The sequence below is a fragment of the Mycobacterium sp. M26 genome (assembly GCF_001494595.1).
Lineage (GTDB): Bacteria > Actinomycetota > Actinomycetes > Mycobacteriales > Mycobacteriaceae > Mycobacterium.
This window is the reverse complement of sequence record NZ_LN929908.1, coordinates 2,132,254-2,157,560: the sequence shown is the minus strand read 5'-3', so window position 1 is coordinate 2,157,560 and position 25,307 is coordinate 2,132,254. Positions and strand designations below refer to the sequence as shown.

Below are 25,307 nucleotides of genomic sequence, written 5' to 3'. Positions count from 1 at the left end.
GATGAGCACCGACGTGACCGACCAACCCGCATCCTCACCCAACGACGTGAAGATCGCGTGGTGGACCCGCGGTGATCTCAATGCCTTCTTCGGCCTCGGGTTCAACATTCTGGTCAACGTCCTGACGCTCACCACGCTGATGATCGGCGTGATCAAGCTGCCCGCCGACGATGTGCTGGGCACGGTGCTGCCGGCCCTCGGGGTGGCGCTGGTACTGGGCAACCTCTACTACACGTTCCTGGCCCGCCGACTGGCCCAGCGGGAGAACCGCACCGACGTCACCGCACTGCCGTACGGGCCCAGCGTCCCGCACATGTTCATCGTCGTCTTCGTGGTCATGTTGCCGGTGTATCTGGCCACCAAAGATCCGATCGAGGCCTGGAAGTCCGGCCTTGCATGGGCTTTCATGATCGGCGTCATCGTCATCATCGGCGGGTTCGTCGGCCCCTACATCCGCAAGCTCACGCCGCGGGCGGCCATGCTGGGCACGCTGGCCGGTATCTCGATCACGTTCATCTCGATGCGGCCCGCCGCCCAGATGTGGGAGGCCGCCTGGATCGGCCTGCCGGTGCTGGCGATCATCCTGATCGGCTTCTTCACCGACGTGAAACTGCCGGGCAACATCCCGGTCGGCCTGGTGGCGCTGCTCGTCGGTACCGCGATCGGCTGGATCGGCGGCTTCATGTCGGCGCCCGACGTCAGCCAGGCCGTCTCCGACATCGCCATCGGCATCCCCGATCTGCGGATCGATCTGTTGTTCTCCGGCTTGTCGCATCTGGCGCCGCTGCTGGGCACCGCAATTCCGTTGGGCGTCTACAACTTCACCGAGGCCATGAGCAACGTCGAGAGCGCGGCGGCCGCCGGTGACAACTACAACCTGCGCAGCGTGCTGCTCGCCGACGGTGCCGGTGCGGTGATCGGGTCGGCGTTCGGCTCGCCGTTCCCGCCCGCGGTCTACATCGGCCACCCGGGCTGGAAGGACGCCGGCGGGCGGGCCGGCTACTCGCTGGCCAGCGGTGTGGTGATCGGCCTGCTGTGCTTCCTGGGCCTGTTCGGTGTGCTGGCCGCGCTGCTGCCGGTGCCCGCGATCGTGCCGATCCTGCTCTACATCGGTCTGCTGATCGGTGCGCAGGCCTTCCAGGCGGTGCCGCGACTGCACGCCGTGGCCGTGGTGGCCGCGCTGCTGCCCAACCTGGCGCAGTGGGCCAGCGGGCTGATCGACAACGCGCTCAACGCGGCAGGTACCTCGGCCACCAAGGTCGGAATGGACGCACTGGGCGGCGCCGGTGTGGTCTACGACGGACTGCAGACCCTCGGCGAGGGCGCGATCCTCGTCGGCCTGCTGCTGGGCACCATGGTGACCTTCATCCTGGAGAAGAAGTTCCGCTTCGCCGCCCTGGCCTCAGTGGTGGCCGCGGTGCTGTCGTTCATCGGGCTGATCCACGCCCCGGAGATCTCCTGGGCGGCCAATCCGCAAGTGGCACTGGGCTATCTGTTCTTCGCCGTGGTGTGCCTGGCGTACTCGTTCCTGCCGGGCGCCAACGAGCCGGTCACGGTCGACGAGTCGGACGTCGTCGCTGGCCACTAGTCCGGGCTAGCCGGCGACGAACGGCACCTCGACGTCATCGGCCAGCACGACGTAGAGTCGGCGCCACGGGTCGGTGCCGACCAGCCGCCACTGATGGCCGGAGCCGGCGGTGTCCTCGGCGAGCAGGATGTCGCCGGGGTTCAGGGTGAACTCCTCGCCGTCGCGGGTGCTGAACACCAGCGTGCCGGCCAGCGTGACGACGAGCTGGCGGACCGGGGCGGTGTGCCAGGCCAGAGTTCCACCGCTGGCCGTCTCCTCGGCCGTGACGCGGGCGGCGGCCATCGCCGTCGAGACCAGGTCGTCGTTGCGGCCCGGGGTCAGATCCAGCCTGCCGATCTGCACATGGGACTGATCGTCGGCACCGGTGAACAAGCGCACACAGCGGATCACGGTCGCATCCTTTCGTTCTGCCGGGTTGCAACGGTATCGACTCCGGTGCCGCTGGCCTATTCTCAGCGCCATGGCGGTACAACCCGGCGACCTCGAGCCGTACTACGACCTGGGCTCCTACCACCGGCACGTCGATACCGGGTCGGCGCCGGCCCAGGTCTGGTTCAACCGCGGACTCGTGTGGGCCTATGCGTTCAACCACGAGGAGGCGATCCGATGCTTCGAGCGGGCGCTGGCCCTGGATCCCGATCTGGCGATCGCCCGCTGGGGTGTGGCGTATGCGATCGGACCGAACTACAACAAGGCCTGGGAGGCCTTTGATCCCATCGACTTGGCGGAGTCGCTGGCTCGCGCGCGCACCGAGTTGCGGCTGGCCGCCGGTGGCCGGGCCAGCGCGGTCGAGCAGGGCCTGATCGCTGCGTTGGCCGCCCGCTTCCCCACCGACGACCCCGACGACGCCGATGCGCTGGCCGCCGGGCATGATGCCTACGCCGAGGCGATGGCGCAGCTGGCCGCGACCTATCCCGACGATGTCGACGTGCTGGCACTGGCCGCCGATGCGCTGGTCAACGTGACCGCATGGGCGTTGTGGGACAGCCGAACTGGTGAACCGGCACCCGGGTCGCGGGTGGTGGAGGCCAAGGCGCTCCTGGACCGGGCGCTGACCACCGAAATCGGCCGGGCCCATCCCGGCGTGCTGCACCTGTACATCCATGCCATGGAGATGTCGGCGCACCCGGAGGATGCGCTGCCCGCGGCGGACCTGCTGCGCGGCCTGGTCCCCGACGCCGGGCACCTCGAGCACATGCCGTCGCACATCGACGTGCTGTGCGGCGAGTACCGCTCCTCGGTGCTGGCCAACCAGTCGGCGGTGCGCGCCGACCGGCGGTTCGTCGAGCATGCCGGTCCACTGAACTTCTACTCGCTCTACCGCGCCCACGACCTTCACTTCGTGGTGTATTCAGCGATGTTCTCCGGACAGTCGCAGGTGGCGCTGGCCGCCGCCGACGAACTCGCCGGGCAGCTGACGCCGGAACTGCTCTCCATCGCCTCTCCCCCGATGGCGGACTGGCTGGAGGCCTTCGTCCCGCTGCGGGTGCACGTGCTGATCCGGTTCGGCCGGTGGGCCGACCTGATCGCCCTGCCGCTCCCGGATGATCCCGAATTATATTGCACCACAACGGCAACCATTCATTACGGACGTGGCGTGGCCTACGCCGCCACCGGAGCGCTGGCCGCAGCCAACGCCGAGCGCGACGCCTTCCACCAGGCCTACGCCACGATTCCGGAGTCCCGGTACCTGTTCAACAACACCAGCCGGGACATCCTCGCGGTCGGGGCGGCCATGCTCGACGGTGAGATCAGTTACCGCGAAGGCCATTACGCCGAGGCCTACTCGCATCTGCGGCGGGCGATCGAACTCGACGACGCGCTGCCCTACGATGAACCGTGGGGCTGGATGCAGCCCACCCGGCACGCCTACGGGGCACTGCTGCTCGAGCAGAACCATGTCGAGGAGGCCGCCCGGGTGTATGCCGCCGACCTCGGCCTGGACCCGACGCTGAGCCGGTCCTGTCAGCACCCCAACAATGTCTGGAGCCTGCACGGCTACCACGAATGCCTGCAGCGGCTGGGCCGCGACGAGGAGGCGGTGATCATCGGCCGCCAGCTGGAACTGGCCAAGGCTCGCGCCGATGTGCCGATCCTGGCCTCCTGCGCCTGCCGTCTCGAGGTGTTCGAGAAGAGTTGCTGCGGCTGACGGCACGTATCGTCGACACGTGACCGACGGGGTTGACCAGCGCAGCTGGCCGCAGGCGATCGCCCGCTTCGTCAGCTCAGCCCCCGTCACGTTCAGTTGGCTGACCGTGCTGCTGATGACCACCGTCGCCCAGCACGTGCTGCCGCGGTGGCACCTGATCCGCATGCTGCGCAACGACTCGACCAATCTGCACCACCTGGCGCAGGATCCGCTGCGGGTGCTGGGCACCAGCCTGCTCTGGCTGGACGGCTACCGGTGGTGGTGGCTCTACCTGCTGGTGTTCTGCGTCTTCCTGGCCCCGGCCGAACGCTGGCTGGGCTCGCTGCGGTTCGTCCTCGTCGGCCTGATCGCCCACGTCGTGGCGACCTATCTCAGCGAGGGCTTCCTGTACTGGCAAATCCAGGAGTCCATGGTGTCGCCGCGCTACCTCAACGCCCGCGATGTCGGCGTGAGCTACGTGGTGGTGGGGATCATCGGGGTGCTCACCTACGCCATCCCGCGGCGCTGGCGGCTGCTCTACCTGGTGGCCGCACTCGGCTGGTTCGCCGGATCGGTCGCCCTGCATCCGACCTTCACCGCGGTCGGCCATCTGGCCGCCCTGCTGATCGGCCTGGCGCTCTATCCGGTGACGCCGCGCAGGCGCCGTGCCGCTGCGTAGAGTAGGACACCGTGGCGCTCAGCGACGAGGACACCCGATGGCTCGCCCGCTGCGTCGAACTGGCCCGCGCCGCCCTGCACGCCGGTGACGAACCGTTCGGCTCGGTGCTGATCAGCGCCGAAGGTCAGCTGCTCTTCGAAGACCACAACCACGTCGCCGGCGGCGATGCCACCCAGCATCCCGAGTTCGCGATCGCCCGCTGGTCGGCACAGCACCTCTCACCCCAACAACGTGCGGCCGCCACCGTGTACACCTCCGGCGAGCACTGCCCGATGTGCGCCGCCGCCCATGCGTGGGTTGGGCTGGGGCGCATCGTGTTTGCCGCTTCCGGCGCCCAGCTGGCCCAGTGGCTGACCGACTGGGGCGCGCCGCTGCCCCCGGTGGCGCCGCTGCCGGTCACCGCGGTGGCCCCGCACCTGGTGGCCGATGGCCCCGCACCGCAGTACCAAGACGAGATGATGGCCCTCTACGCCGCGAAGTTCCGGCCGTGAGCGCGCCGTCGTGGGTTCGCCACGCGATCTGGTGGCACGTCTATCCCCTGGGCTTCGTCGGCGCGTTCCCCGCCGACCCAGCACCGGGCCCTGAGGAGCATCGGCTTGGCCGGCTGGTGGACTGGCTCGACCACGCCGTCGAACTCGGGACGTCGGGAATCGCCCTGGGTCCGGTGTTCGCCTCCCGGACCCACGGCTACGACACCACCGACCACTACCGGATCGACCCACGCCTGGGCGATGACACCGACTTCGACACGCTGATCGCCGAAGCCCACCAGCGCGGCCTGCGGGTGCTGCTCGACGGCGTGTTCAACCATGTGGGAACGGATTTCGCACGCTACCGCGCCGCGCTGGACGGTGACGACGAGGCAGCGGGCTGGTTCCGCGGCCGTCCCGGGCGGTTCCACACCTTCGAGGGGCACGGCGAGCTGATCACGCTCAACCATCGCAGTCCCGCGGTGGTGGACTACGTCGTCGACGTGATGAATCACTGGCTGCATCGCGGCGCGGACGGCTGGCGGCTGGATGCCGCCTACGCGGTGCCGGAGTCGTTCTGGGCCACCGTGTTACCGCGGGTGCGCGAACACCACCCCGAGGCCTGGTTCGTCGCCGAGGTCATCCACGGCGACTATGTCGGCTTCGTCGACGGATCCGGCGTGGATGCGGTGACCCAGTACGAACTGTGGAAGGCCGTGTGGAGCAGCCTCAACGACGGTAACTTCCACGAACTCGACTGGGCCCTGCAGCGGCACAACGACTTCCTGGCCCGGTTCGTCCCGCAGACCTTCGTCGGCAACCACGACGTCACCCGGATCGCCAGCCAGCTTGACCGCGCCGAGCATGTGGCCCACGCCCTGGTGCTGTTGTTCACCACCGGTGGGGTGCCGACGGTCTACGCCGGTGATGAACTCGGCTATCGGGGCGTCAAGGAGGAGCGGGCCGGCGGCGATGATGCGGTGCGGCCCGAATTCGGCTCGCCACCACTGCCTCTCGACGACGACGGCCGGGCGAGCCTGAACCTGCATCAGTATCTGATCGGACTGCGGCGCCGCAACCCCTGGCTGCACGAGGCCACCACCCGGGCACTGCAGCTGGAAAACCGCTGCTATGCCTACGAAACCCGCAACGGCGACGACGCGCTGATCGTCGCGCTCAACGTCGACGACACTCCGATGCGGTTCGCGGTGGCCGAGGTCGCGGGGCACCCGGCCCGGCTGGTCGGCGGTACCGGAGCACCACCGGAGGATCTGGTGAGCGACGTGGTGGTGCCCCCGCAGGGCTGGCTGGTGCTGCGTCCCGAGTGAGTTAGAGCAGCGCGAGGGTCCGGGCGTCCTGCTCGCCGCCGTACAACGTGTCGAGCACCGAAAGGAAGTCGGCGTTGTCCTCAGTGGCGTTGGCGAACAACGTCATCGAGGACCGGACCTTCATGTCATCGGGCCAGCCGAAAATGTCACTGGCCGACCGGCCACGCAATCCGGCGACGATGCGGGCGCAGTCCCGTAGCCGCCGCCCCAGCACCGGATGGGCGAGGTAAGCCTGGGCCTCGGCGAGCGAGGAAATGCCGTAAAACGTTGCAGTCGAACTACTTCCGAGCCCCTTGAGCTGTGGGAAGACATACCAGATCCAGTGGCTGCGTTTGGCCCCGGCGCGCAGTTCGGCGACGGCGCGCTCATAGGCGCCGCCCTGGGCGTCGACGAAACGCTGGAGGTCGAACGGGTCGTCCATCTCTCCACCGTGCCACCCCGTGCTGTTGCTGGGGCGTGATCGGGCCGTTATCGACCCGCGGTAGTGCCAACCAGCCATCCCTCAGGTCGCCGCACGTCAGAGCACATCTCCTAGCCCGATGCTGTGGCTCATGTGACGGATGTGATCAGGCTGGCGAGTCCTGCGCGTCTCCCGATCGTTAGCTAACCGCGACTTGGCACACCGCTTGGCGTACCGAGTCGGCGGTGCCGTGCGTGTTTAGCTACCCGCGCACAGCTTTTGTCCTCAGGACTGAATACATACGAAAGGTGATGGTTGTCGTCATGAAAATCGTCGAGATGATGCGAGGCACTTGGTTGCGCCGCGTGGCCGCAGCCTTCGTGGCCGCACTCTTCTTGCCCGGCTTGATCGGCGTTGTCGGCGGTTCGGCGACAGCGGCCGCCTTCTCCAAGCCCGGGCTTCCGGTTCTCTACCTTGATGTTCCGTCGGCCTCGATGGGCCGCAACATCCGCATCCAGTTCCAGGGCGGCGGACCGCACGCGGTCTACCTGCTGGACGGCCTGCGTGCGCAGGACGACTACAGCGGTTGGGATATCAACACCCCGGCGTTCGAGTGGTTCTACGGCTCGGGCCTGTCGGCGGTCATGCCGGTCGGCGGACAGTCGAGCTTCTACACCGACTGGTACCAGCCGTCGCAGGGCAACGGTCAGAACTACACCTACAAGTGGGAAACGTTCATGAACCAGGAGTTGCCGACCTACCTGGCCACCAACTACGGCATCGACCCCAACGGCAACGCAGTCGTCGGTCTGTCGATGGCCGGCAGCGCGGCCCTGACCTACGCGATCTACTACCCGCAGCGGTTCCCCTACGCGGCATCGCTGTCCGGCTTCCTGAACCCCTCCGAGGGTTGGTGGCCGATGCTGATCGGTCTGGCCATGAATGACGCGGGCGGCTTCAACGCCCAGAGCATGTGGGGTCCGTCGTCTGATCCGGCGTGGCGCCGCAACGACCCGATGGTCAACATCAACCAGCTGGTCGCCAACAACACCCGGATCTGGATCTACTGCGGCACCGGTACGCCGTCGGAGCTGGACACCTCCGGTGGTGGCGGCAACCTGATGGCGGCGCAGTTCCTGGAGGGCTTCACCCTGCGGACCAACAAGACCTTCATGGACAACTACCTGGCGGCTGGTGGACGCAACGGCGTGTTCAACTTCCCGGCCAACGGCACGCACAGCTGGGGTTACTGGGGCCAACAGCTCCAGTCGATGATCCCGGACATCCAGCGGACCCTGGGAGCCACCCCGACCGCCGGCTGATCCAACACACACAACAGCGAGCCTGTCGCCCTTCGGCGGCAGGCTCGCTGCGTTGTCCACCCTGAGCGAACACGCGTTCGGGAACATTCGAACCTCCACCAAGGTTGAGCCCTTCAGACTGAACTTTGGAGGACTGATGGCTGAAGCCACATCTGTGCCCGTCCTGTTTCTGAGCGACCCGATCGTGCTGCCCGGCATGGTCGTGCCGATCACCCTGGACGACACCGCCCGTGCCGCGGTCGACGCTGCCCGCGCCAGCGATTCCGGCAAGCTGCTGATCGCCCCGCGCCTGGAGGATCGCTACCCGGCCTATGGTGTGCTCGCGTCGATCGTGCAGGTCGGCCGGATGGCCGGCGGGCTGGCCGCGGTGGTGCGTGGTGAGCGTCGGGCACATATCGGCAGCGGCACCACCGGCCCCGGCGCCGCGCTGTGGGTCGAGGTCGAGGAAGTAACCGAGCCCGAGCCCACCGACGACACGAAAGCGCTTGCCGCCGAATACAAGAAACTGTTGTTGGCCCTGCTGCAGCGCCGCGAGGCCTGGCAGCTGGTGGACGCGGTCAACAAGCTCACCGAACCGTCGGCCCTGTCCGACACGGCGGGCTACGCGTCCTATCTCAGCGATGTGCAGAAGCGGCAGCTGCTGGAGACCGAGAACGTCGACGAGCGGCTGCGGGTGCTGATCGACTGGACCGCCGAGCACCTCGCCGAGGTCGAGGTGAGCGACAAGATCTCCCAGGACGTCCGCGAGGGCATGGAGAAGACGCAGAAGGAATTCCTGCTGCGCCAGCAGCTCAATGCCATTCGCAAGGAACTCGGCGAGCTGGACCCCGACGGGTCCGAGGACTCGGCGGACTACCGGTCCCGCATCGAGGCGGCCGAGCTGCCCGAGAAGGTGCGCGAGGCCGCGCTGCGCGAGGTCGGCAAGCTGGAACGCTCCAGCGAGCAGAGCCCGGAGGGCGGCTGGATCCGCACCTGGCTGGACACCGTCCTGGACCTGCCCTGGAACGTCACCACCGAGGACTTCACCGACCTGACGGCGGCCCGGGAGATTCTGGACGCCGACCACCACGGACTCGACGACGTCAAGGACCGCATCGTGGAGTATCTGGCGGTGCGGGCCCGTCGCGCCCAGCGCGGCCTGCAGGTCGTCGGCGGTCGCGGATCCGGTGCTGTGATGGTGCTGGCCGGTCCGCCCGGCGTCGGCAAGACCTCGCTCGGTGAGAGCGTGGCTCGCGCGCTGGGCCGCAAATTCGTGCGCGTCGCGCTCGGCGGCGTGCGCGACGAGGCCGAGATCCGCGGCCACCGGCGCACCTACGTCGGCGCCCTGCCCGGCCGCATCGTGCGCGCCATCGGCGAGGCGGGTTCGATGAATCCCGTTGTGCTGCTGGACGAGATCGACAAGGTCGGCTCGGACTATCGGGGTGACCCGAGTGCGGCGCTGCTGGAGGTCCTGGACCCGGCGCAGAACCACACCTTCCGCGACCACTACCTGGATCTGGACCTGGACCTGTCCGACGTCGTCTTCCTGGCCACCGCCAACGTCATCGAGAACATCCCGTCAGCACTGCTGGACCGGATGGAGCTGGTGACGATCGACGGATACACCGAGGACGACAAGGTGGCGATCGCGCGCGATTACCTGCTGCCCCGGCAGCGGGAAAGGGCAGCGCTGACCCCCGAGGAGGTCACCGTCACCGATCACGCGTTACGCAAGATCGCCGCGGACTACACCCGGGAACCCGGTGTGCGGCAGTTCGAGCGGCTGCTGGCCAAGGCGATGCGCAAGGTGACCACCACGCTGGACTCGCACGACGCCCCTGTCACGATCGACGAGCCGGACCTGGTCGAGTACCTGGGCCGGCCGCGGTTCACCCCGGAGTCGGCCGAACGCACCGCGGTGCCGGGCGTGGCTACCGGCCTGGCCGTCACCGGCCTGGGCGGCGACGTGCTCTACATCGAGGCCGGATCGACCGAGGGTGAGCCCGGACTGCAGCTGACCGGTCAGCTCGGTGATGTGATGAAGGAGTCGGCGCAGATCGCGCTGTCCTACGTCCGCTCGCATGCCGCCGAACTCGGTGTCGACCCGAAGGCGTTGGACCGCAAGATCCACGTGCACGTGCCTGCGGGCGCGGTGCCCAAGGATGGCCCCTCGGCCGGTGTCACCATGGTGACCGCCCTGGTGTCGATGGCCACCGGACGGCAGGTGCGTTCGGATGTGGGCATGACCGGTGAGGTCACCCTCAACGGCCGGGTGCTGCCGATCGGCGGCGTCAAGCAGAAGCTGCTGGCGGCCCAACGCGCCGGTCTGTCAACGGTTTTCATCCCGGCTCGCAATGAGCCCGACCTGGACGACGTGCCCGCTGAAGTGCTCGCCGCCCTGGCCGTCAAGCCGATGACCGATGTGGCCGAGATCGTCGCGCTGGCGCTGGAACCGGCCGGTGAGGCGGTCAGCTCGGCGGCCTGATCGCGCGACGGTGCCGGGTCTGCGACGATAGCCTTGTCAGCTATGGCCCACGACCCAGCACTGGCCGATCGCATCCGGGAGACGCTCAGCGGTGTGCGCGGCGTCACCGAGAAACGGATGTTCGGCGGGCTGGCTTTCCTGGTGAACGGCAACATGGCGGTGGCCGCCAGCGGCCGCGGCGATCTGATGGTGCGGGTACCGCCGGAAGCGACGGAGACGATGCTGACCCGGTCCCACGTCTCGCCGATGATCATGTCCGGTCGCGAAACCCGGGGCTGGGTCCGTATCGACCTCGCCGGGGTACGCACCGCACGCCAACTGCAGCAGTGGGTCAACGTCGGCGCGGGCTACGCCGCCGAACTGCCCGCGAAGTAGCGCGGTTGGGCGCGTGGTGCGCGGGTAACCCGTTCTGCGATGGCCACTTCCGCGGGAACAGTCCGCATCGGCACCTCGGGCTGGTCGTATGACCACTGGGACGGCGTGCTCTACCGGCCCGGCCTCCCGGTGGCCAAGCGGCTGGCCCGCTATGTCGAGGTGTTCGACACCGTGGAACTCAACGCCAGCTTCTACCGCTGGCCGCGCGATGCCACCTTCGAAGGCTGGCATCGACGGCTGCCCGACGGCTTCACGATGTCGGTCAAGGCGCATCGCGGGCTCAGTCACTTCCGCCGCCTGCTGACGCCCGAGCCGTGGGCCGACCGTATCGAACGCTGCCAGCGCGCGCTGGGTAGCACCCGCGAAGCCGTCCTGGTCCAGTTGCATCCCGACCTGCCACGCGACGACGCCAGGCTGGAGCGGTTCCTCAGTCTGATCCCGGACTGGATCACCATCGCAATCGAGGCACGGCACCCGTCGTGGAACGATCCGCACGTCTACGAACTCCTGGAGCGCCACCACGCGGCCTATGTGGTGACCAGCGGGCCGGGAATGGGCTGTCACCTCTGCGCCACAAGCGATGTCGTCTATGTCCGGATGCACGGCCCCGACACGGCACCGCTGTACGCGGGCAGCTACACCAGCGCCGATCTGCGGTGGTGGGCCGACCGCATCGACGAGTGGCGGCAGCAGGGGCGCCGAGTGCTGACGTACTTCAACAACGACGGCAGCGGTCACGCCGTGCGTAACGCACTCGAGCTGCGCGACCTGCTCGGCTAGGGACTCAGCAACTGCTTCTTGGCGGCGCTGAACTCGGCGTCGGTGATGTCGCCGCGGTCGCGCATCGTCACCAGGCGGCGCAGCATCTCGGCCGCCTCGGCGTCCAGATCCTCCGGCACCGGCGCGCTGCGGACGATCGGCTCATCGGGTACCGGTTCGAGGTGCTGCGGGTCGGCCGGGTCCACCAGCACGGTGAGCCGGTCCCCCTGTTCGGGGATCTCACCGAGGGTGAAGGTGCCCGTCACCCTGGCCTCGTAGGGCGCGGCGCCGTCAGCCGGTTCGACGCGCACCCGCATCGTCCGCCGGGCCGAGTCCTTGGTGACCACGACGTTGAGAGCCGGCCGCACGACCTCGAGCACCTCGACCCACGCCTCGACCCCGGCATCCCGCAGCCGATCGACCCGCCGCACCGCCGAGATCAACCAAACCGAGTAGGCGACCACGATGGCGGCGCACACTGCGACGGCCCAGCCGGCGAGCGGCGCGGTCCAGTCCGCCGCCCATGGGACCGTCGACGCGATCAGCCAGCCCAGCGCGACGGTCCGCGGACAGCGACGCGAAATCTGCAGGAAGACCACGAACTGTGCGATGTAGCCGACCACCCACACCCCCAGCGCCCAGCCCTTCTGGGAAGTCTGGGTGGCTTCGGCGAGCAGGTGCGCGGCCAGCACCGCCGGTGCGACGACCAGCACACACCACAGTGCCGAGAGCACCGCAATTCCGCGCCACATCATCGGGCCACGGTACACAGCGCCGTCAGGTCGCGGCCCCGGCGACCAGTTCGGCGACGGCCCCGGAGTCGGCCAGCACCACGACGGTGCCGGTGGCCCCATCGACCCGCACCGAAGTGCCGGTGACCAACCGGGCCGTCGCGTCGGCGACACCGGCCACGACGGGGATCCCCAGACCACTCGTGTCGGTCAGCGTCACCCCGTCTTCGACAATCACCGCGCCGGGCGTGCCGAACAATGCCAGCGATTCCACGTCGGCCGTCGCGACCACCGCGACATCACCCGGCCCCAGGCCGGTATCGGCGTCCGAGCTGACCACCCGCACCGTCCCCTCGAAAGTGCCTCCCCCGCAGCGTGTCCCCCGAAGCTGCTCGCCGGCGGCCGCGACATCGACCAGCGGTTGCGGTGTCCAGCCGCCGTCGATCACCGCGGGCACACGCACCGTCTGCAGCCGCTCCCGTTCGGCGGCGCGGCGCTTGACTCGCAGCCGGGCGTCGACCGGCATGACCAGTGCCTCCTCGACGGTGAGCAGGAAGACGTCGTCGATCGCGGCGAGCTTGTCCTCGGCGACCCGCCGGCGCGCCAGTTCGCGCAGCGCCAACCGCATCTGATGGGTGAAGCGCAACAGGCTGTCGTAGGCCAGCAGGTGGTAGGGCTGCGGTTCGCCCGAGTCGCCGCTCGAATAGCGCTGCCGGGCACGCTCACCGGCGGCAATCAGGGCATCGGTGCGATCCCCGATCACCGATGCGGCGACCTCGACGCCACCCGGACCGCGATGTCCGAGGTGGGCGATGACGGAGTCGAACGCCGTGGCCACCATGGGTGCCGCGGCCCGCACCGCGTCGAGGTCGCCTTTGCTCAGTGCGTCCTGAATGTAGGGGTGGGCTCGCAGCACACTGGCCAGTGACGCCAGTTCCGATTCGATACGGATACCGTCCCGGCCGGCGCCCGCGAGCTGGGCAGGCGCCAGCTCGGACAACAGCCATGCCTGGGCGGCCAGCGTCCAGCCCTCGTGAATTCGGCTGCACAACAATCGGATACGCGCGTCGAGCTGGGCATCGCCGAGCGTGCTCACCGCGTCGGCATCGCGGTACTCGTCCTCGGCGGCGTCGGTGTAGGCCTCGACATGCCGGCCGATCATGCGGGCCCCGGAGATGATCCGCGTCATCGACAGCGGGCTATTGCGCAGGAGCCGACGATGCGCGGACACCGTGGACATGTCGGCGGCGGCACACAACTGGGCGCCCAGGTCCGCGGCGCGCCCGGGCAGGCGGGAAGCCGCCGCGGCGATGGCCGAGGCACCGAGATACACCCGGTGCCCGAAGACCGCCACCAGCCGCTCGCCCCACTCCGGCGCCAGTGCTGCGGGGACGTCGAGCAGTTCAGCCAGCGCACCGGCGGCGGCCCGCACACCGGGCAGGTGCAGGTCCAGCGACATGGGCGTCAGCGGGCCACTGCTGGTCTCGGCGAACGGACTGGCCACGAACACCGGGAAGCGTGGATCGATGCGGTCGTCGAACTCGGCCTCGTCGGGGGCGGCGCGGAGCAGATCCGGCCGGGCCGGCCGGCCAGCAGGGCTGACCGGCATCGGGATCCGCCCGGCCACGGTCAGCGCCCCGTCCGGCGACAGCTTGCGGCCCTGCAGACCGCGTGCGGTGTCGAGGACGGTTTCAGTTGCCCCCCAGGCGCATTCGAAGCGCCACTCGTCGCGCAGCGGGGCGAGGTCCACGGCCGGGCAGAGCACCGCCCAGCCGTCGGCGGGCCGCGCTTTGGGCCGCGGGTCCACCCGGCCCAGGATCTGCTGTGCAGACACCACCGTGGCGGTGTCCGCGGTGGCGAGGTCGACCGTCCCGGTGCGGTCGGAGTCCACCGCGGCCACCAGGAATCGGACGACGTCGTCGACATGGATGACGTGCACCATCCCAGTCGTGGGTGCGACCAGCACCGCCGCCACCGACCGGCACACCGGGGCATCGACCTGTCTACCCAGCGGGGCGGCCAGTCGGACGATCAGGTTCGGCGCCCATCCGGTGCGCACGAGTTCCTCGGCCTGGCTCCAGCGGGCGGGCTCCAGCAGCGACAGGGACGGGAAGACGATCCGCGCGCCGCCGCGGGCGGCGGCATCACAGACGCGGACCACGTCGGCCGATCGGACCCCGGCGCGCGGGCCGGGCAACACCAGCACCACATCGGCCTCGGCGGCCAGCGGGTAGAGGTCGCGGTGCGCGCCATCGGCGATCCCTGTGACGTCATGTCCGGCTGCCAGCAAGCTTGCGGCCAGCGCACGACCGAGCCCACTGGTGACCTCTGTGAGCAAGATCTGCATTCCAGGCCCTACTTCCCCCGTGCGCTGCGACGAGCTTATGGGAGGTGCGGGCAAAATTTCGGGGCTTTGGCCCCTCAGTTCAAGCTGGCCCTGCCGTCGGCGCCGACCGTGACCTTGGCTCCGGCGATGTCCTCGCGCACGGTGACCGCGGCGGCATCGGGATCCGCGATCACCGCCAGCGCACGACCGCCGTCGGGGGTCTGCACCGTCAGGAAGGCCTTCTCGGGCTGACCGTCGCGGTCGAACGGCGCCGTCCACGACTCCACCGTGCCGTCACCCGCCCAGTCCGCATGCGAGACCGTGGTCGGCAGCTGATCGACCTCGTCCTGCACGTCCTGCCACCGGAACTCGGCAGGCGGCGGAGTCGCGCTGTAGACGCCGAAGCTGTGCTTGGTCAGGAAGCCGCCGTTGGCGGTGATCAAGCCGCGAGATCCCGGATTCGCGCGCAGCAGTTCGGTCATCGTGGCGATCGAGTGCATCACGTAGTTGTTCCACGGACCGCCCGCGAACGTCAGCCCGCCGGTGACCGTCAGCGGGCGCTGCGGGTCATCGAGCGCCAGGCCCAGTTCGGTCGCGGCGATCTGGACCGCCGACGGGAAGCACGAGTACACGTCGACGTAGTCGAGGTCGTCGACACCGACACCGGCCAGTTCCAGGGCCCGGCGGCCACCGAGCCGGATCGCCGGCGAGCGGTGCAGCTCGCCGCGTTCGGCGATCGAGTAGGTGTCGTGCGAGTCGGTGCCGGCGTACGGGAACACCCACTCGTCGCGCGGGATCTGCAGGTAGTCGGCCTTCTCGGCCGAGCACACCACCACGACGGCCGCCTGATTGACCATGTTGTTGGAGTTCATCAGCTTCGGGTACGGCCAGCTGATCATCCGGTTGTCGGCGCTGGCCTGCCAGATCTGCTCGGCCGGGACGGCATCGCGGCTCCAGGCGTGCGGATTGGCCGCGGCCACCGCGCTGAACCGGGCCCACAGTTCGCCGATGCGCTGACGGTGCTCCTCGACACCCTCTCCGTTCGCGATCCGCAGAGCCTGCTCGAACAACGGGTAGACGTGGGAGGGCAGCAGCAGCCCGATGCGCTCCTCGGCCGGTCCCGACATCGGCACCTCGTCCTCGGCGCCGGGCGGGACGGCGACGCTGTCGTCCTGGCGCGTCCAGTCCGGCCGGATTCCCTTGGTCTTCAAACGTTTCCGGGCCCGCCAGGTCTCACCACCGGCCAGCAGCACGACGTCGGCCCGGCCGGCCTGGATGTCGAGGCAGGCCTGGTTGACCAGTGACTGCGGGGTGTTGCCGCCGACACCGGTGTAGTAGGTCGAGGCGTTCGGGGCGCCGATGCGCGCACCGAGCAGCAGCCCGGGATCGCGGTAGCGCCAGGACAGCAGGTTGACCACCCGGATGGCGTCGACGGCCTGCAGCACGCGCGGGTCGGCGGCCTCGCGCGCGGCGGCCGCCATCAGGTCGACAGGCTCGACGTCAGCGGAGTCTTCCCGCTCGTTGACCTGACCGACGCCGACGATGACCGGTGTTCGGGGATCCAGGCCCATCGGAGAGTCCTTTCTGTTGACGCCTGTCAAAACCTATCAGGGAGCCTGGGCGGGGTTCTTACGGGATTCTGTGTCTTCGGCGCGTTTGGCCAGCACGGCGCCCATCGCGGTGCCACGATGGGCGCCGAGTCGGCGGTCGAGAAGCGAGCCGCCGCGGTCCGGGAGGAATGAGCGTGACGCAGCCTTTCAACGGAGTCATCAAACTCGACGTGCGGGATTCGGTTCCGGACTGGACGCCGTATCTGCTCAAGCAGCCGCCGGAGGGCGCGCCGAACATCCTGATCGTGCTCTACGACGACACCGGCCTGGCCGCGTGGTCGCCCTACGGGGGCCGGATCAACATGCCGACGATGGACCGGCTGGCCGACAACGGCGTCACCTACACCCAGTGGCACACCACCGCGCTGTGCTCGCCCACCCGCTCAACCTTCCTCACCGGGCGCAATCACCACGTGAACCGGTGCGCCTCGATCACCGAGGGATCGATGGGTTTCCCGGGTGCGGCCGGCCGGCTGCCCGCCGAGTGCGCCACGGTCGCACAGGTGTTGCAGGACAACGGGTATGGCACGTTCTGGCTGGGCAAGAACCACAACGTCCCGGTGGAGGACCTGTCCCCCGGTGGGAGTAAGTCAGAGTGGCCGCTGTCGAAGGGTTTCGACCGGTTCTACGGGTTCCTCGGCGGCGAGACCAACCAGTGGTATCCCGACCTGGTCGAGGACAACCGCGCCATCGAGCCGCCCTACACCCCCGACGAGGGCTATCACTTGTCGAAAGACCTTGCCGACCAAGCGATCCGGATGCTGCGCGACCAGCGGTCGTCGGCGCCGTCCAAGCCGTGGTTCATGTGGTTCTGCCCAGGCGCCAACCATGCCCCGCACCACAGCCCCAAGGAATACATCGACAAGTACAAGGGTGTGTTCGACGACGGTTACGAGGCCTACCGCGAGTGGGTGCTGGCCCGGATGATCGAACGCGGCGTGGTGCCCGAGGGCACTGAGCTGACCCCGTTGAACCCGATGCCCGACGACGTGGCCAACGAGGCCGACTACGTGCGGCCGTGGGCGGAACTCAACGACGACGAGAAGCGCCTGTTCTGCCGGATGGCCGAGGTGTTCGCCGGGTTCTCCGAGTACACCGACGCCCAGGTCGGCCGCATCGTCGACTTCCTCGAGAAGACCGGCCAGCTGGACAACACGCTGATCTTCTACTGCGCCGACAACGGCGCATCCGGAGAGGGCACGCCCAACGGTTCGGTGAACGAGAACAAGTTCTTCAACGGCTTCCCGGACAGCCTGGAAGAGAACATGTCCTACTTCGACGAGCTGGGCACCCCGGAGACCTACAACCACTACCCGACCGGCTGGGCGGTGGCGTTCTCGACTCCGTTCCAGATGTTCAAGCGGTATTCGCAGTACGCGGGCGGCACCTGTGACCCGCTGGTCATCCACTGGCCCAGGGGAATCAAGGCCCGCGGAGAGATGCGGCATCAGTACCACCACTCGACCGATATCGTGCCGACCATCCTGGAAGCCGTCGGCCTCGAGATGCCGAAGGTCTACCGCGGAGTCGAGCAATACCCGCTCAACGGCGTGTCGATGCGCTACAGCTTCGACGACGCGCACGCGCCGACAACCAAGAAGCGCCAATACTTCTCGATGCTCGGCACCCGCGGCATCTGGGAGAACGGCTGGAAAGCCGCCGCACTGCACGCGCCGATCAGCGGCAAGGGGCATTTCGACCAGGACCAATGGGAGCTGTACCACGTCGACGAGGACCGGGCGGAATCGCGCAACCTCGCCGACCAGTACCCCGAGAAGCTGCAGGAGCTGATCAACGTCTGGTTCGAGGAGGCGGAGGCGAATTTCGTTCTGCCGCTTGATGACCGGACAGCCCTGGAGCAGATCAGTGGCGACGACCGGCCGTCCGGCGAGCCGCCCCGGTCCCGTTACATCTACTACCCGGACACCTCGCCGGTGCCCGAGTCCACGGCGGTCAACATCCGCGGCCGGTCCTACAAGATCCTGGCCGATGTGGAGGTCACCGCGGAGTCCGAGGGCGTGATCTTTGCGCACGGATCCCGTTTCGGCGGGCACACGCTGTTCATCAAGGACCGCAAGCTGCACTACGTCTACAACTTCCTGGGCATCAAGCCGGAGCAGACGTTCGTCTCCGATGTCCTGGAGCCCGGCCAGCTGACGCTGGGTGTCGAGTTCATCCGCGAAGGCGCCGGCGAGCACCAGGAGTCGCTGGGCACCGCGAAGCTGTACGTCGGTGACCAGGTGGTGGCCGAGGGGCCGATGCGCGCCCAGATCGGGCCGTTCACGTTGTGCGGCGACGGACTTTGCGTGGGCTACGACAGCGCCGACCCGGTGAGCCGGTCCTACCCGCCGAACTTCCCGTTCACCGGTGGCCGCATCGTCGGCGTCGGTGTCGATGTCGGCGAGGACCAATACCTGGATCTAGAGAAGCTCGCAGCCGCCGCGTTCGCCCGGGACTGAATTGTCGGACCCCTCCATTACTGTCGAACGCATGTTCGAATCAGTAGTGGAGATCGACACCGGTGCCGAGCAATCGGTGCTGGTAGAGCGCATTGCCGCCCTGGAGCGGCTCAAGGCCGCGGCCGCCGCGGGACAGGCGCGGTTGGCCGTGGCCTTGGATGCCTCGCGCCGTGCGGCCGACGAGGCGGCCGGGATACCCGTGGCACGCCGGGGTAAGGGGGTCGGCGCCGAGGTGGCGCTGGCACGTCGCGATGCCCCGGCGCGCGGCGGGCGGCACCTGGGCTTCGCCAAGGCTCTGGTGTACGAGATGCCGCACACCCTCGCGGCGTTGGAGCAGGGGCTGCTGTCAGAGTGGCGGGCCACCCTGGTGGTCCGCGAGTCCGCCTGCCTAGAGGTGGCCGACCGACGGTGCCTGGACGCCGAATTGTGCTCCGATCCGGCCACATTGGAAGGCCTTGGAGATGCGGCCCTGGTAGCCGCAGCCAAGGCCATCGCCTACCGGCTCGATCCGCGCGCGGTGGTGGACCGGGCGGCCAAGGCGGCCGGCGAGCGGACCGTCACGATTCGGCCGGCCCCCGACACCATGACGTATCTGACCGCCTTGTTGCCGGTGGCCCAGGGAGTGTCGGTGTATGCCGCCCTCAAGCGCGAGGCTGATGGGTGCTTCGACGGGCGTACGCGCGGGCAGGTGATGGCCGATGCCCTGGTCGAACGGGTCACCGGACGGCCCGCGGATGTGCCGGTGCCGGTCGCGGTCAACGTCGTCATCTCGGATCAGGCACTGCTGGGCGCCGAACATTCCGCGGCGGCCATCGTCGGCTACGGGTCGGTGCCCTCGGCGGTGGCGCAGGCGATGGTGCTCGATGCCGTCGGTGACAAGCGCTCCCGAGCCACGCTGCGGCGGCTGTACGCCACCCCGGCGAGCGGCGCGCTGGTGGCGATGGAGTCCAGAGCCCGGATCTTCCCGAAGGGCCTGGCTCAGTTCATCGTTCTGCGGGATCACCGCTGCCGCACCCCGTACTGCGATGCGCCGTTCCGGCACACCGACCATGCCACCCCGCACCGCCGGGGTGGCGCCAGCAGCGCTCACAACGGCGCCGGGTTGTGCGAGGCCTGCAACTACACCAAGGAGACCCGCGGCTGGACGGTCGTCACGAGCACGGAAAAGGGAAGGCACACAGCCGAATTCACCACACCGACCGGCGCGCACTACCACTCGGTCGCGCCGCCGGCACCCGGTACCGCCACCCGGCCCCCTAGCGCCGCGGAGATGTACCTGAACGGTGAGCTCGTCAAGGTGATCGCAGCCTGACGACCGGGTCCGAGGGTTTGTGCTGCGGCTTTTCGGGTACGGGACCATCCGTCCCGACAAAGAAAGTGAGAACGCATGCCTTTCGGAAGACCGACATCAAGGGCCGCACTGACGCTCGCCGGTGGAGCGGCCGTGCTCGCCCTGGCCGTCGGCTGTGGGAACAGTGACAGCGGCGGCTCAGAGAGCAGCACCGTGGCGCCGTCCTCCAGCGAGGTGACGACGACGTCGGTCACCGTCACCACGAGCCCGGCCGCCACCGACACCGCGACGACCGAGGCCCCGGCAGGACCGACCGGCAGCGGCGGGCCCGGCGGTGGCGGCGGCGCGATTCCCGGTGGCCCCACCGGCAGCGGCGGCCCCGGCGGTGGCGGCGGCGAAATCCCGGGTGGTCCGACCGGCAGCGGCGGCCCCGGCGGCGGTAGCGGTTCGATCCCCGGTGTGGGTAGCGGCGGCGGAGGCCCCAACGGCGGTGGTGGCTGCATCAACGGTGTCGGCTGCATCGGAACCGGCGGCTGACACCCACCTCGAGCATCAGTCGGCGGTTCGGGCGGACCTTCCGCTCGAACCGCTGCTGTGCGCGGTCTTCTTCGCTGACGTCGAGCGTTCGTTCGACGGGCTGGACGTGCCCGCCGCCGCGGAGGCCGCGGCGGCTGCCGTCGATCGGGTGACAACCGAACGCCCGCTGGTTCCGGTGGCCCGCTTCGGAGCCGGCGTGGACGTGGCGGTGTCGTCCTGAGCGGCGGCGTTCCGCGCCGTGGCGCTGGCAACGAGCATGACCGGCGGGGTGAACGGCTTGATGGCGTTGGCGATGATCACACGGATATCGAGAATGTCCTGAATCGACCCGCCCGGGTCCAGCACGGTCGGCCCACCAGGGGTGAACACACCGTACAGCTGCACGGTGCTGCTGGGCCCGGTCGGCACCTTGATCCCGTTCAGGAATGCCCCGGCCAGAATCGCCACCACGTTGATCGGGTCCTGGAACGTCGCCACCACTCCGCCGGCGAGGCTGAGCAGCGGCGCCGTCGGAATGGCCACCACCCGCGACAGCACATCCAGACTGAAGACGGCACCCAGCGCATTGACCAGATTGGTGGCCTGGGACGCCGCGACGGCCAGCAGCGCAGCCGGCGTCGGATTACTGGCCAGGTATGTGGCGTAAGCGATTTGGTTCTGGATGATCTTGGTGATCACCGGTGTGGGATTTGCCGCGAAGCTCGCGGTCAACGTCTTGATGTTGTCGGCGGTGTCGGTGGCGACCTGGAGCAGCGCGGTGATCGGATCCACGGCCAACCGCACCTCCGCCGACACGGCGCGAGGGGCGACGACCGCACTCGTCTCGACCGGCTGGATGGGACTGACCGCGACCACCATCGCGGCGCTGACCGCGGCGGCCGCGAGGACGGGTCGACGCAGAACTGTGGACATGTCACTTACCTCCAACACGTTCCCCTGACGGATGCTATGCAATGACACCGCCAGATACGCCTGATCGGACCGGAAAAGTGTGACGTTTCAACGCGTCAGGCGCCGGCTGGACCCACCCGGTAGATCGACTTCAGCGCGAAGAACGCCTCGAGGCCTTCCGGACCCAGTTCGCGACCGATTCCACTGGCCTTCACCCCACCGAACGGGGCGCGGAAGTCCAGTTGATAGTCGTTGATGCCGATGGTGCCGGTGTGCACCGCGCGGGCCACCTCGGTGGCGCGCTCATCGTCGGTGGACCACACCGTTCCCGCCAAACCGAACTCGCTGTCGTTGGCCAGTGCGATGGCTTCCTCATCGCTGTCATAGGGAATCACGGCCAGCACCGGTCCGAAGATCTCCTCTTGCGCGATCCGATCGGAGTTGTGCACATCGGCGAAGACCGTCGGGGCCACGAACCAGCCGCGGGGCTGATCGTCCGGAACTCCGCCGCCCGCAATGAGTTTCGCGTCGCTGCTCTTGCCTTCGGCGATGTAGTCCAGCACTCGGTCGAGCTGTCTGCGGCTCACCACGGGACCGATGTCGGTGGCGGTGTCCAGCGGATCACCGACCCTTAGCCCGCCGACCATCTCCGCGAGCGCGCTGAGGATCTCGTCGTAGCGGGACCGCGGTGCCAGGATCCGCGAACTCAGGTGGCAGGTCTGGCCGTTGTTGACGAAGGACGCCACCCGCAGGCCCTTCATGGTGGCCTCCAGGTCGGCGTCGTCAAGGATGATCGCCGCCGACTTGCCGCCGAGTTCCAAGGTGACCGGGCGCAGCAGCCGCCCGCAGACCTCACCGATGATCCGCCCCGCTGCCGTCGACCCGGTGAACGTCACCTTGTCCACACCCGGATGCGACACCAGGTGCCGACCCGCCGCCACCCCGCCGGGCACGATGTTCAACACACCCGGCGGCAGGCCGGCTTCCTGCGCGGCCTCGGCGAACACCAGGGCATCCAGTGCCGTTTCCGGTGCCGCCTTGAGTACCACCGTGCATCCCGCGGCCAGCGCGGGCGCCAGCTTGAACGCGGCCAGCGCCTGCGGGTAGTTCCAGGGCACGATCGCCGCCACCACGCCGATGGCCTCGCGGCGCACGATCGTGTGGCCGATCATGCTCGGCCGGATCTCCTCGATCGGAGTCTCGGTGATCAGCTGGGCGTAGTAGCGCAGGAGGGCAGCAGGAAAACGGCCATTGGCGCCGCGGGACAACGACATCGGCATGCCGTTCTCCCGGGTCACCAGTTCGTCGGTGGTGCGGGCCCGGCTGTCCAGCGCGGCGGCGAAGGCGCCGAGAAGTTCCGCGCGATGCTCCGGTGATGCTGAACGCCATTCGGGCAGGGCCGCCCGGGCCGCCGCCGCCGCCGCGTCGATGTCCGCTTCGGTGGCGCTGGCGCCGTCACCGAGTGGCTCGCCGGTGGCGGCCTCGATCACGGGCTCGACGTTGTCGGTGTGGACCAGTCGGCCGTCGATGAACAGCTGTGCCGTCCCACTCATGCGCCCACTCCTGTTCGGGCCGGTGCGCTGAACAGCACACCGTCGGTGATGAACTGGTCGATCGCCTCGTCAGCCATGCCGAGCACCTCCCGGCACACCCGGCGGGTGTCGGCGCCCGGCAGCGGCGCGGGGTTCTGCAACGCCGGCGGGATGTGCCGGTACGGCGCGGGCCCGGCCTCGGTGGGCAGCGGATGCTCGAAGAGCGGATGCACCATGTCGCTGAACACCTTTCGCAGCTGCAACTGGGGATCGTCCCGCACGTCGGCGGCCCGGTGCATCGGCCCGGCGGGAACCCCGACGGCCTGCAGTGCCGCGGCCACCTCCCCCGGTGACCGCGTCGCGGCCCACTCGGTCAGCGCATCGATGCCGTCGCGCCCGACCACACTCGCCACGGCCCGACGGTCATTCTCGCCGCGCAGCGACACCACAGCCCATTCGTCGTCTCCGGCACAGGCCAGCACATGATGCTCAGCCTGATCCGCGACGACGGTGCCGACCCCGGACACCTCGGCGGCCTGGGCGACATAGAGCGTGTCGAGCTGATTGATGGCCGCCTCGGACTGCGAGACGTGAATGCGCGCACCGATACCGAGGCGCTGGCGACGGATCAGCCCGGCCAGCGCGCCGATCGCACTGATCCGCCCCACGACGTGGTCGGGGAAGATCGTGGTGGCGTCGAAGAACGGGTGCCGGGCGGTGTCGGTCGGAGCGTCGGCGGACGTCCACAACCGAGTCACACCGATGGTCGCCCGCACCAGCGGGCCATAGCCCATCCGCCTGCTCCACGGCCCGGTGTCACCGAACGCGCTGCTTTCAGCCAGCACCAGACCGGGATTGAGCTCGGTGAGCCGCTCGTAGGTAAAGCCCAGCGCATCCAGCGTCCCCGGCTTGAAGTTCGCGAACACCGCGTCGGAAGCGGCCACCAGATCAGCAAATATCTTGGCGCCGCCGGGACTGCGCAGTTCCAGTCCGAGCGCCAGGTTGTTGCGATGCGCGCGGGCGAAGGCCTCGCTGATCGCCTGGCCCTCACGGGTCTGACGCAGTCCGTCCGGGTAGCTCGCGCTCTCGACCTTGATCACCTCGGCGCCCAGATCGCCGAACAACCGGCTCAGCTCGCCGCCCGCGACGATGACGCCCAGGTCGACGACCCGGATCCCCTCCAGCGGCCTACCCCCAACCGGATGGGTCGGCGCCGGCGCGAATGATGTTGTCTGCCAATCCACATCGCTGCTGCCGACGGCGGGCGCCGGAGTGCGGTAGCCGGCGTGCTCGCCGTCGACCACCCAGTAGCCCACCGGAACGCGGGCCGTCACGCCGGGCGCCAGTTCGGTGTCGACCAGAGCACCGACCTCGGCCAGATGCTCGGATTTCAGCGCCTCGGCGGGGGTCAGCACGGCGGCGATCGGCACCCCATGCGCCTGCCCGTCGGCCACCAGTTGCTCCATCGTCTGACCGGCGAAGAACTCCGCGATCAGGGCGCCGAGTTCACCGAATGCCTGGGTGCGCGCGGCGATGCTGTCGAACCGCGGATCCTGGAACTGTTCGGGCTCCCCCAGCCAGGCCCGCAGCCCGCGCCACTGCCGCGGCGCCAGCACACAGATCCGGACGTAGCCGTCGCTGCACGCGAAGATCGGGTAGGCGTCCTGGTAGCGCGGCCTGCCGCGCCAGCGACTCGCGGCACTGCCGGCGGTGGCGGCCTGACCCTGGGTGCCGAACGGCGGATCCAGTGCCAACACCACCGCGTCGAACCGGGAAAAGTCGATGTAATCGCCTGCACCGCAACGCAACCGGTTGAAGTACGCGACCAGCACCGCCCAGGCGGCCTGGACCGCCGCGGTGGTCGAGGCGATACCGTCGGGCGGCAGGACCGGCGTTCCGGTGGCCGGCCCCGACCGGGACAGCGCGGTCGACATCGCATACATCACCGGGTCGGTCGCCTGCCAGGAGCTGTGCAGCCCCTCGGCACCGAAGTCGGTGACCGACATCGTCACCAATTGCTCGAATCGGTCGGCCAACGCCGCGCACGAAGTGCCGAACGCCGCGGCCTGGCCGGTGTCCCCGTCGTCGACGACGATGTCGGCTCCGGCGACCAGTTCGAAGAACAGCCGCCGGTCGGCCTCGTTCGAGGGGTTCAGCACGGTGCTGCGCTTGTTGGCGTTGTGCAACGCGAACGGGATGCTGACCCCGTCGATGGTGGGCAGTGCATGCCGGGCGGCACTGCCCTCGGCGGGCTCGACCTTGAGCACGTCGGCACCGAGGTCGGCCAGCAATCGGGTCACCGTGTCACCAGGTCCGCCACACAGGTCGAGCACCCGAACCCCAGCCAGCAACGGCTCCCTGACGCGCATGACCGGTTCTCCTCGAAAGTGTGCTTCGGACGGCAAGACGGGTTCACG

At 68.8% G+C, this 25,307-nt stretch carries 20 protein-coding genes; 12 read left to right on the top strand and 8 right to left on the bottom strand.

Going from position 1 to position 25,307, the window contains the following annotated elements:
- Position 1 precedes the first annotated feature (1 nt).
- Positions 2 to 1,588 (top strand): SulP family inorganic anion transporter, encoded by a 1,587-nt coding sequence (locus tag BN3385_RS19545; protein WP_059019175.1) that lies wholly within the window; start codon positions 2 to 4, stop codon positions 1,586 to 1,588.
- Between the two features lie 6 nt (positions 1,589 to 1,594).
- Here BN3385_RS19545 and BN3385_RS19540 read toward each other — a convergent pair whose 3' ends face one another.
- Positions 1,595 to 1,978 carry a cupin domain-containing protein gene (locus BN3385_RS19540; protein ID WP_059019173.1) on the bottom strand — a complete coding sequence of 128 codons (384 nt, stop codon included), beginning with the start codon at positions 1,976 to 1,978 and terminating at the stop codon, positions 1,595 to 1,597.
- Positions 1,979 to 2,048: 70 nt separating this feature from the next.
- Here BN3385_RS19540 and BN3385_RS19535 point away from each other — a divergent pair, with 70 nt between their 5' ends.
- Genes BN3385_RS19535 through BN3385_RS19520 form a run of 4 tightly spaced genes read left to right on the top strand, consistent with a single transcriptional unit; the run spans position 2,049 to position 6,193 of the window.
- On the top strand, positions 2,049 to 3,737 hold the full coding sequence (locus BN3385_RS19535) for a tetratricopeptide repeat protein (protein WP_059019171.1): 1,689 nt from the start codon (positions 2,049 to 2,051) through the stop codon (positions 3,735 to 3,737).
- Positions 3,738 to 3,756: 19 nt separating this feature from the next.
- Positions 3,757 to 4,395 carry a rhomboid family intramembrane serine protease gene (locus tag BN3385_RS19530; RefSeq protein WP_082690553.1) on the top strand — a complete coding sequence of 213 codons (639 nt, stop codon included), beginning with the start codon at positions 3,757 to 3,759 and terminating at the stop codon, positions 4,393 to 4,395.
- Between the two features lie 11 nt (positions 4,396 to 4,406).
- Positions 4,407 to 4,886 (top strand): nucleoside deaminase, encoded by a 480-nt coding sequence (locus BN3385_RS19525; protein WP_059019169.1) that lies wholly within the window; start codon positions 4,407 to 4,409, stop codon positions 4,884 to 4,886.
- Entirely contained in the window at positions 4,883 to 6,193 is a 1,311-nt protein-coding gene (locus BN3385_RS19520) for an alpha-amylase family glycosyl hydrolase (protein ID WP_059019167.1), read from the top strand. The genes BN3385_RS19525 and BN3385_RS19520 overlap by 4 nt, the downstream gene beginning before the upstream one ends.
- A gap of 1 nt (position 6,194) precedes the next feature.
- On the opposite strand, the gene BN3385_RS19515 is transcribed toward BN3385_RS19520, so the two are convergent.
- On the bottom strand, positions 6,195 to 6,614 hold the full coding sequence (locus BN3385_RS19515; RefSeq protein WP_059019165.1) for a DUF1810 domain-containing protein: 420 nt from the start codon (positions 6,612 to 6,614) through the stop codon (positions 6,195 to 6,197).
- Positions 6,615 to 6,916: 302 nt separating this feature from the next.
- Here BN3385_RS19515 and BN3385_RS19510 point away from each other — a divergent pair, with 302 nt between their 5' ends.
- The 4 genes from BN3385_RS19510 to BN3385_RS19495 all read left to right on the top strand — a co-directional run bounded on the left by BN3385_RS19510 (position 6,917) and on the right by BN3385_RS19495 (position 11,534).
- Entirely contained in the window at positions 6,917 to 7,915 is a 999-nt protein-coding gene (locus BN3385_RS19510) for an esterase family protein (RefSeq protein WP_059022171.1), read from the top strand.
- 136 nt (positions 7,916 to 8,051) lie between these two features.
- Positions 8,052 to 10,379, top strand: coding sequence for an endopeptidase La (lon, locus tag BN3385_RS19505; protein WP_059019163.1), 2,328 nt, complete (start codon positions 8,052 to 8,054; stop codon positions 10,377 to 10,379).
- 42 nt (positions 10,380 to 10,421) lie between these two features.
- Positions 10,422 to 10,754 carry a TfoX/Sxy family protein gene (locus tag BN3385_RS19500; RefSeq protein ID WP_059019161.1) on the top strand — a complete coding sequence of 111 codons (333 nt, stop codon included), beginning with the start codon at positions 10,422 to 10,424 and terminating at the stop codon, positions 10,752 to 10,754.
- Between the two features lie 39 nt (positions 10,755 to 10,793).
- Positions 10,794 to 11,534: a DUF72 domain-containing protein gene (locus tag BN3385_RS19495; protein ID WP_059019159.1), complete on the top strand. Its 741-nt coding sequence runs from the start codon at positions 10,794 to 10,796 to the stop codon at positions 11,532 to 11,534.
- Here BN3385_RS19495 and BN3385_RS19490 read toward each other — a convergent pair.
- The 3 genes from BN3385_RS19490 to BN3385_RS19480 form a co-directional block, all read right to left on the bottom strand.
- The gene (locus BN3385_RS19490) at positions 11,531 to 12,268 is read right to left on the bottom strand and encodes an SHOCT domain-containing protein (RefSeq protein ID WP_197415241.1); all 738 of its coding nucleotides are present in this window, start codon (positions 12,266 to 12,268) and stop codon (positions 11,531 to 11,533) included. The two genes, BN3385_RS19495 and BN3385_RS19490, sit on opposite strands and share 4 nt — an antisense overlap.
- A 22-nt stretch (positions 12,269 to 12,290) precedes the next feature.
- Positions 12,291 to 14,591: a hypothetical protein gene (locus tag BN3385_RS19485; RefSeq protein WP_059019156.1), complete on the bottom strand. Its 2,301-nt coding sequence runs from the start codon at positions 14,589 to 14,591 to the stop codon at positions 12,291 to 12,293.
- Positions 14,592 to 14,665: 74 nt separating this feature from the next.
- Entirely contained in the window at positions 14,666 to 16,141 is a 1,476-nt protein-coding gene (locus BN3385_RS19480; protein WP_059019154.1) for an acetyl-CoA acetyltransferase, read from the bottom strand.
- Positions 16,142 to 16,308: 167 nt separating this feature from the next.
- Here BN3385_RS19480 and BN3385_RS19475 point away from each other — a divergent pair, with 167 nt between their 5' ends.
- The 3 genes from BN3385_RS19475 (at position 16,309) to BN3385_RS28305 (ending at position 20,467) form a co-directional block, all read left to right on the top strand.
- A complete protein-coding gene (locus BN3385_RS19475; RefSeq protein WP_082690552.1) occupies positions 16,309 to 18,639 on the top strand; it encodes an arylsulfatase in 2,331 nt (776 codons plus the stop codon).
- A 31-nt stretch (positions 18,640 to 18,670) separates the two neighbouring features.
- Positions 18,671 to 19,951, top strand: a complete 1,281-nt coding sequence (locus tag BN3385_RS19470; protein WP_059019152.1) for an HNH endonuclease — start codon at positions 18,671 to 18,673, stop codon at positions 19,949 to 19,951.
- A 75-nt stretch (positions 19,952 to 20,026) separates the two neighbouring features.
- On the top strand, positions 20,027 to 20,467 hold the full coding sequence (locus BN3385_RS28305) for a hypothetical protein (RefSeq protein ID WP_059019150.1): 441 nt from the start codon (positions 20,027 to 20,029) through the stop codon (positions 20,465 to 20,467).
- A gap of 15 nt (positions 20,468 to 20,482) precedes the next feature.
- Here the strand turns inward: BN3385_RS28305 and BN3385_RS19460 are convergent, their stop codons facing one another.
- From BN3385_RS19460 to BN3385_RS19450, 3 genes are all read right to left on the bottom strand, one after another.
- A complete protein-coding gene (locus tag BN3385_RS19460; RefSeq protein WP_156432814.1) occupies positions 20,483 to 21,379 on the bottom strand; it encodes a hypothetical protein in 897 nt (298 codons plus the stop codon).
- 95 nt (positions 21,380 to 21,474) lie between these two features.
- On the bottom strand, positions 21,475 to 22,911 hold the full coding sequence (locus BN3385_RS19455) for an aldehyde dehydrogenase (RefSeq protein WP_059019146.1): 1,437 nt from the start codon (positions 22,909 to 22,911) through the stop codon (positions 21,475 to 21,477).
- A complete protein-coding gene (locus tag BN3385_RS19450; protein ID WP_059019144.1) occupies positions 22,908 to 25,259 on the bottom strand; it encodes a CaiB/BaiF CoA transferase family protein in 2,352 nt (783 codons plus the stop codon). The genes BN3385_RS19455 and BN3385_RS19450 overlap by 4 nt, the downstream gene beginning before the upstream one ends.
- Between the last annotated feature and the right edge of the window lie 48 nt (positions 25,260 to 25,307).

What these genes read in the sequence shown, in the direction of transcription:
- BN3385_RS19545 (WP_059019175.1), top strand. Translation starts at nt 2, where the DNA reads ATGAGCACCGACGTGACCGACCAACCCGCATCCTCACCCAACGACGTG.
- BN3385_RS19535 (WP_059019171.1), top strand. Translation starts at nt 2,049, where the DNA reads ATGGCGGTACAACCCGGCGACCTCGAGCCGTACTACGACCTGGGCTCC.
- BN3385_RS19515 (WP_059019165.1), bottom strand. Translation starts at nt 6,614, where the DNA reads ATGGACGACCCGTTCGACCTCCAGCGTTTCGTCGACGCCCAGGGCGGC.
- BN3385_RS19510 (WP_059022171.1), top strand. Translation starts at nt 6,917, where the DNA reads ATGAAAATCGTCGAGATGATGCGAGGCACTTGGTTGCGCCGCGTGGCC.
- lon (WP_059019163.1), top strand. Translation starts at nt 8,052, where the DNA reads ATGGCTGAAGCCACATCTGTGCCCGTCCTGTTTCTGAGCGACCCGATC.
- BN3385_RS19500 (WP_059019161.1), top strand. Translation starts at nt 10,422, where the DNA reads ATGGCCCACGACCCAGCACTGGCCGATCGCATCCGGGAGACGCTCAGC.
- BN3385_RS19495 (WP_059019159.1), top strand. Translation starts at nt 10,794, where the DNA reads ATGGCCACTTCCGCGGGAACAGTCCGCATCGGCACCTCGGGCTGGTCG.
- BN3385_RS19490 (WP_197415241.1), bottom strand. Translation starts at nt 12,268, where the DNA reads ATGATGTGGCGCGGAATTGCGGTGCTCTCGGCACTGTGGTGTGTGCTG.
- BN3385_RS19485 (WP_059019156.1), bottom strand. Translation starts at nt 14,591, where the DNA reads ATGCAGATCTTGCTCACAGAGGTCACCAGTGGGCTCGGTCGTGCGCTG.
- BN3385_RS19480 (WP_059019154.1), bottom strand. Translation starts at nt 16,141, where the DNA reads ATGGGCCTGGATCCCCGAACACCGGTCATCGTCGGCGTCGGTCAGGTC.
- BN3385_RS19475 (WP_082690552.1), top strand. Translation starts at nt 16,309, where the DNA reads ATGAGCGTGACGCAGCCTTTCAACGGAGTCATCAAACTCGACGTGCGG.
- BN3385_RS19470 (WP_059019152.1), top strand. Translation starts at nt 18,671, where the DNA reads ATGTTCGAATCAGTAGTGGAGATCGACACCGGTGCCGAGCAATCGGTG.
- BN3385_RS28305 (WP_059019150.1), top strand. Translation starts at nt 20,027, where the DNA reads ATGCCTTTCGGAAGACCGACATCAAGGGCCGCACTGACGCTCGCCGGT.
- BN3385_RS19460 (WP_156432814.1), bottom strand. Translation starts at nt 21,379, where the DNA reads ATGTCCACAGTTCTGCGTCGACCCGTCCTCGCGGCCGCCGCGGTCAGC.
- BN3385_RS19455 (WP_059019146.1), bottom strand. Translation starts at nt 22,911, where the DNA reads ATGAGTGGGACGGCACAGCTGTTCATCGACGGCCGACTGGTCCACACC.
- BN3385_RS19450 (WP_059019144.1), bottom strand. Translation starts at nt 25,259, where the DNA reads ATGCGCGTCAGGGAGCCGTTGCTGGCTGGGGTTCGGGTGCTCGACCTG.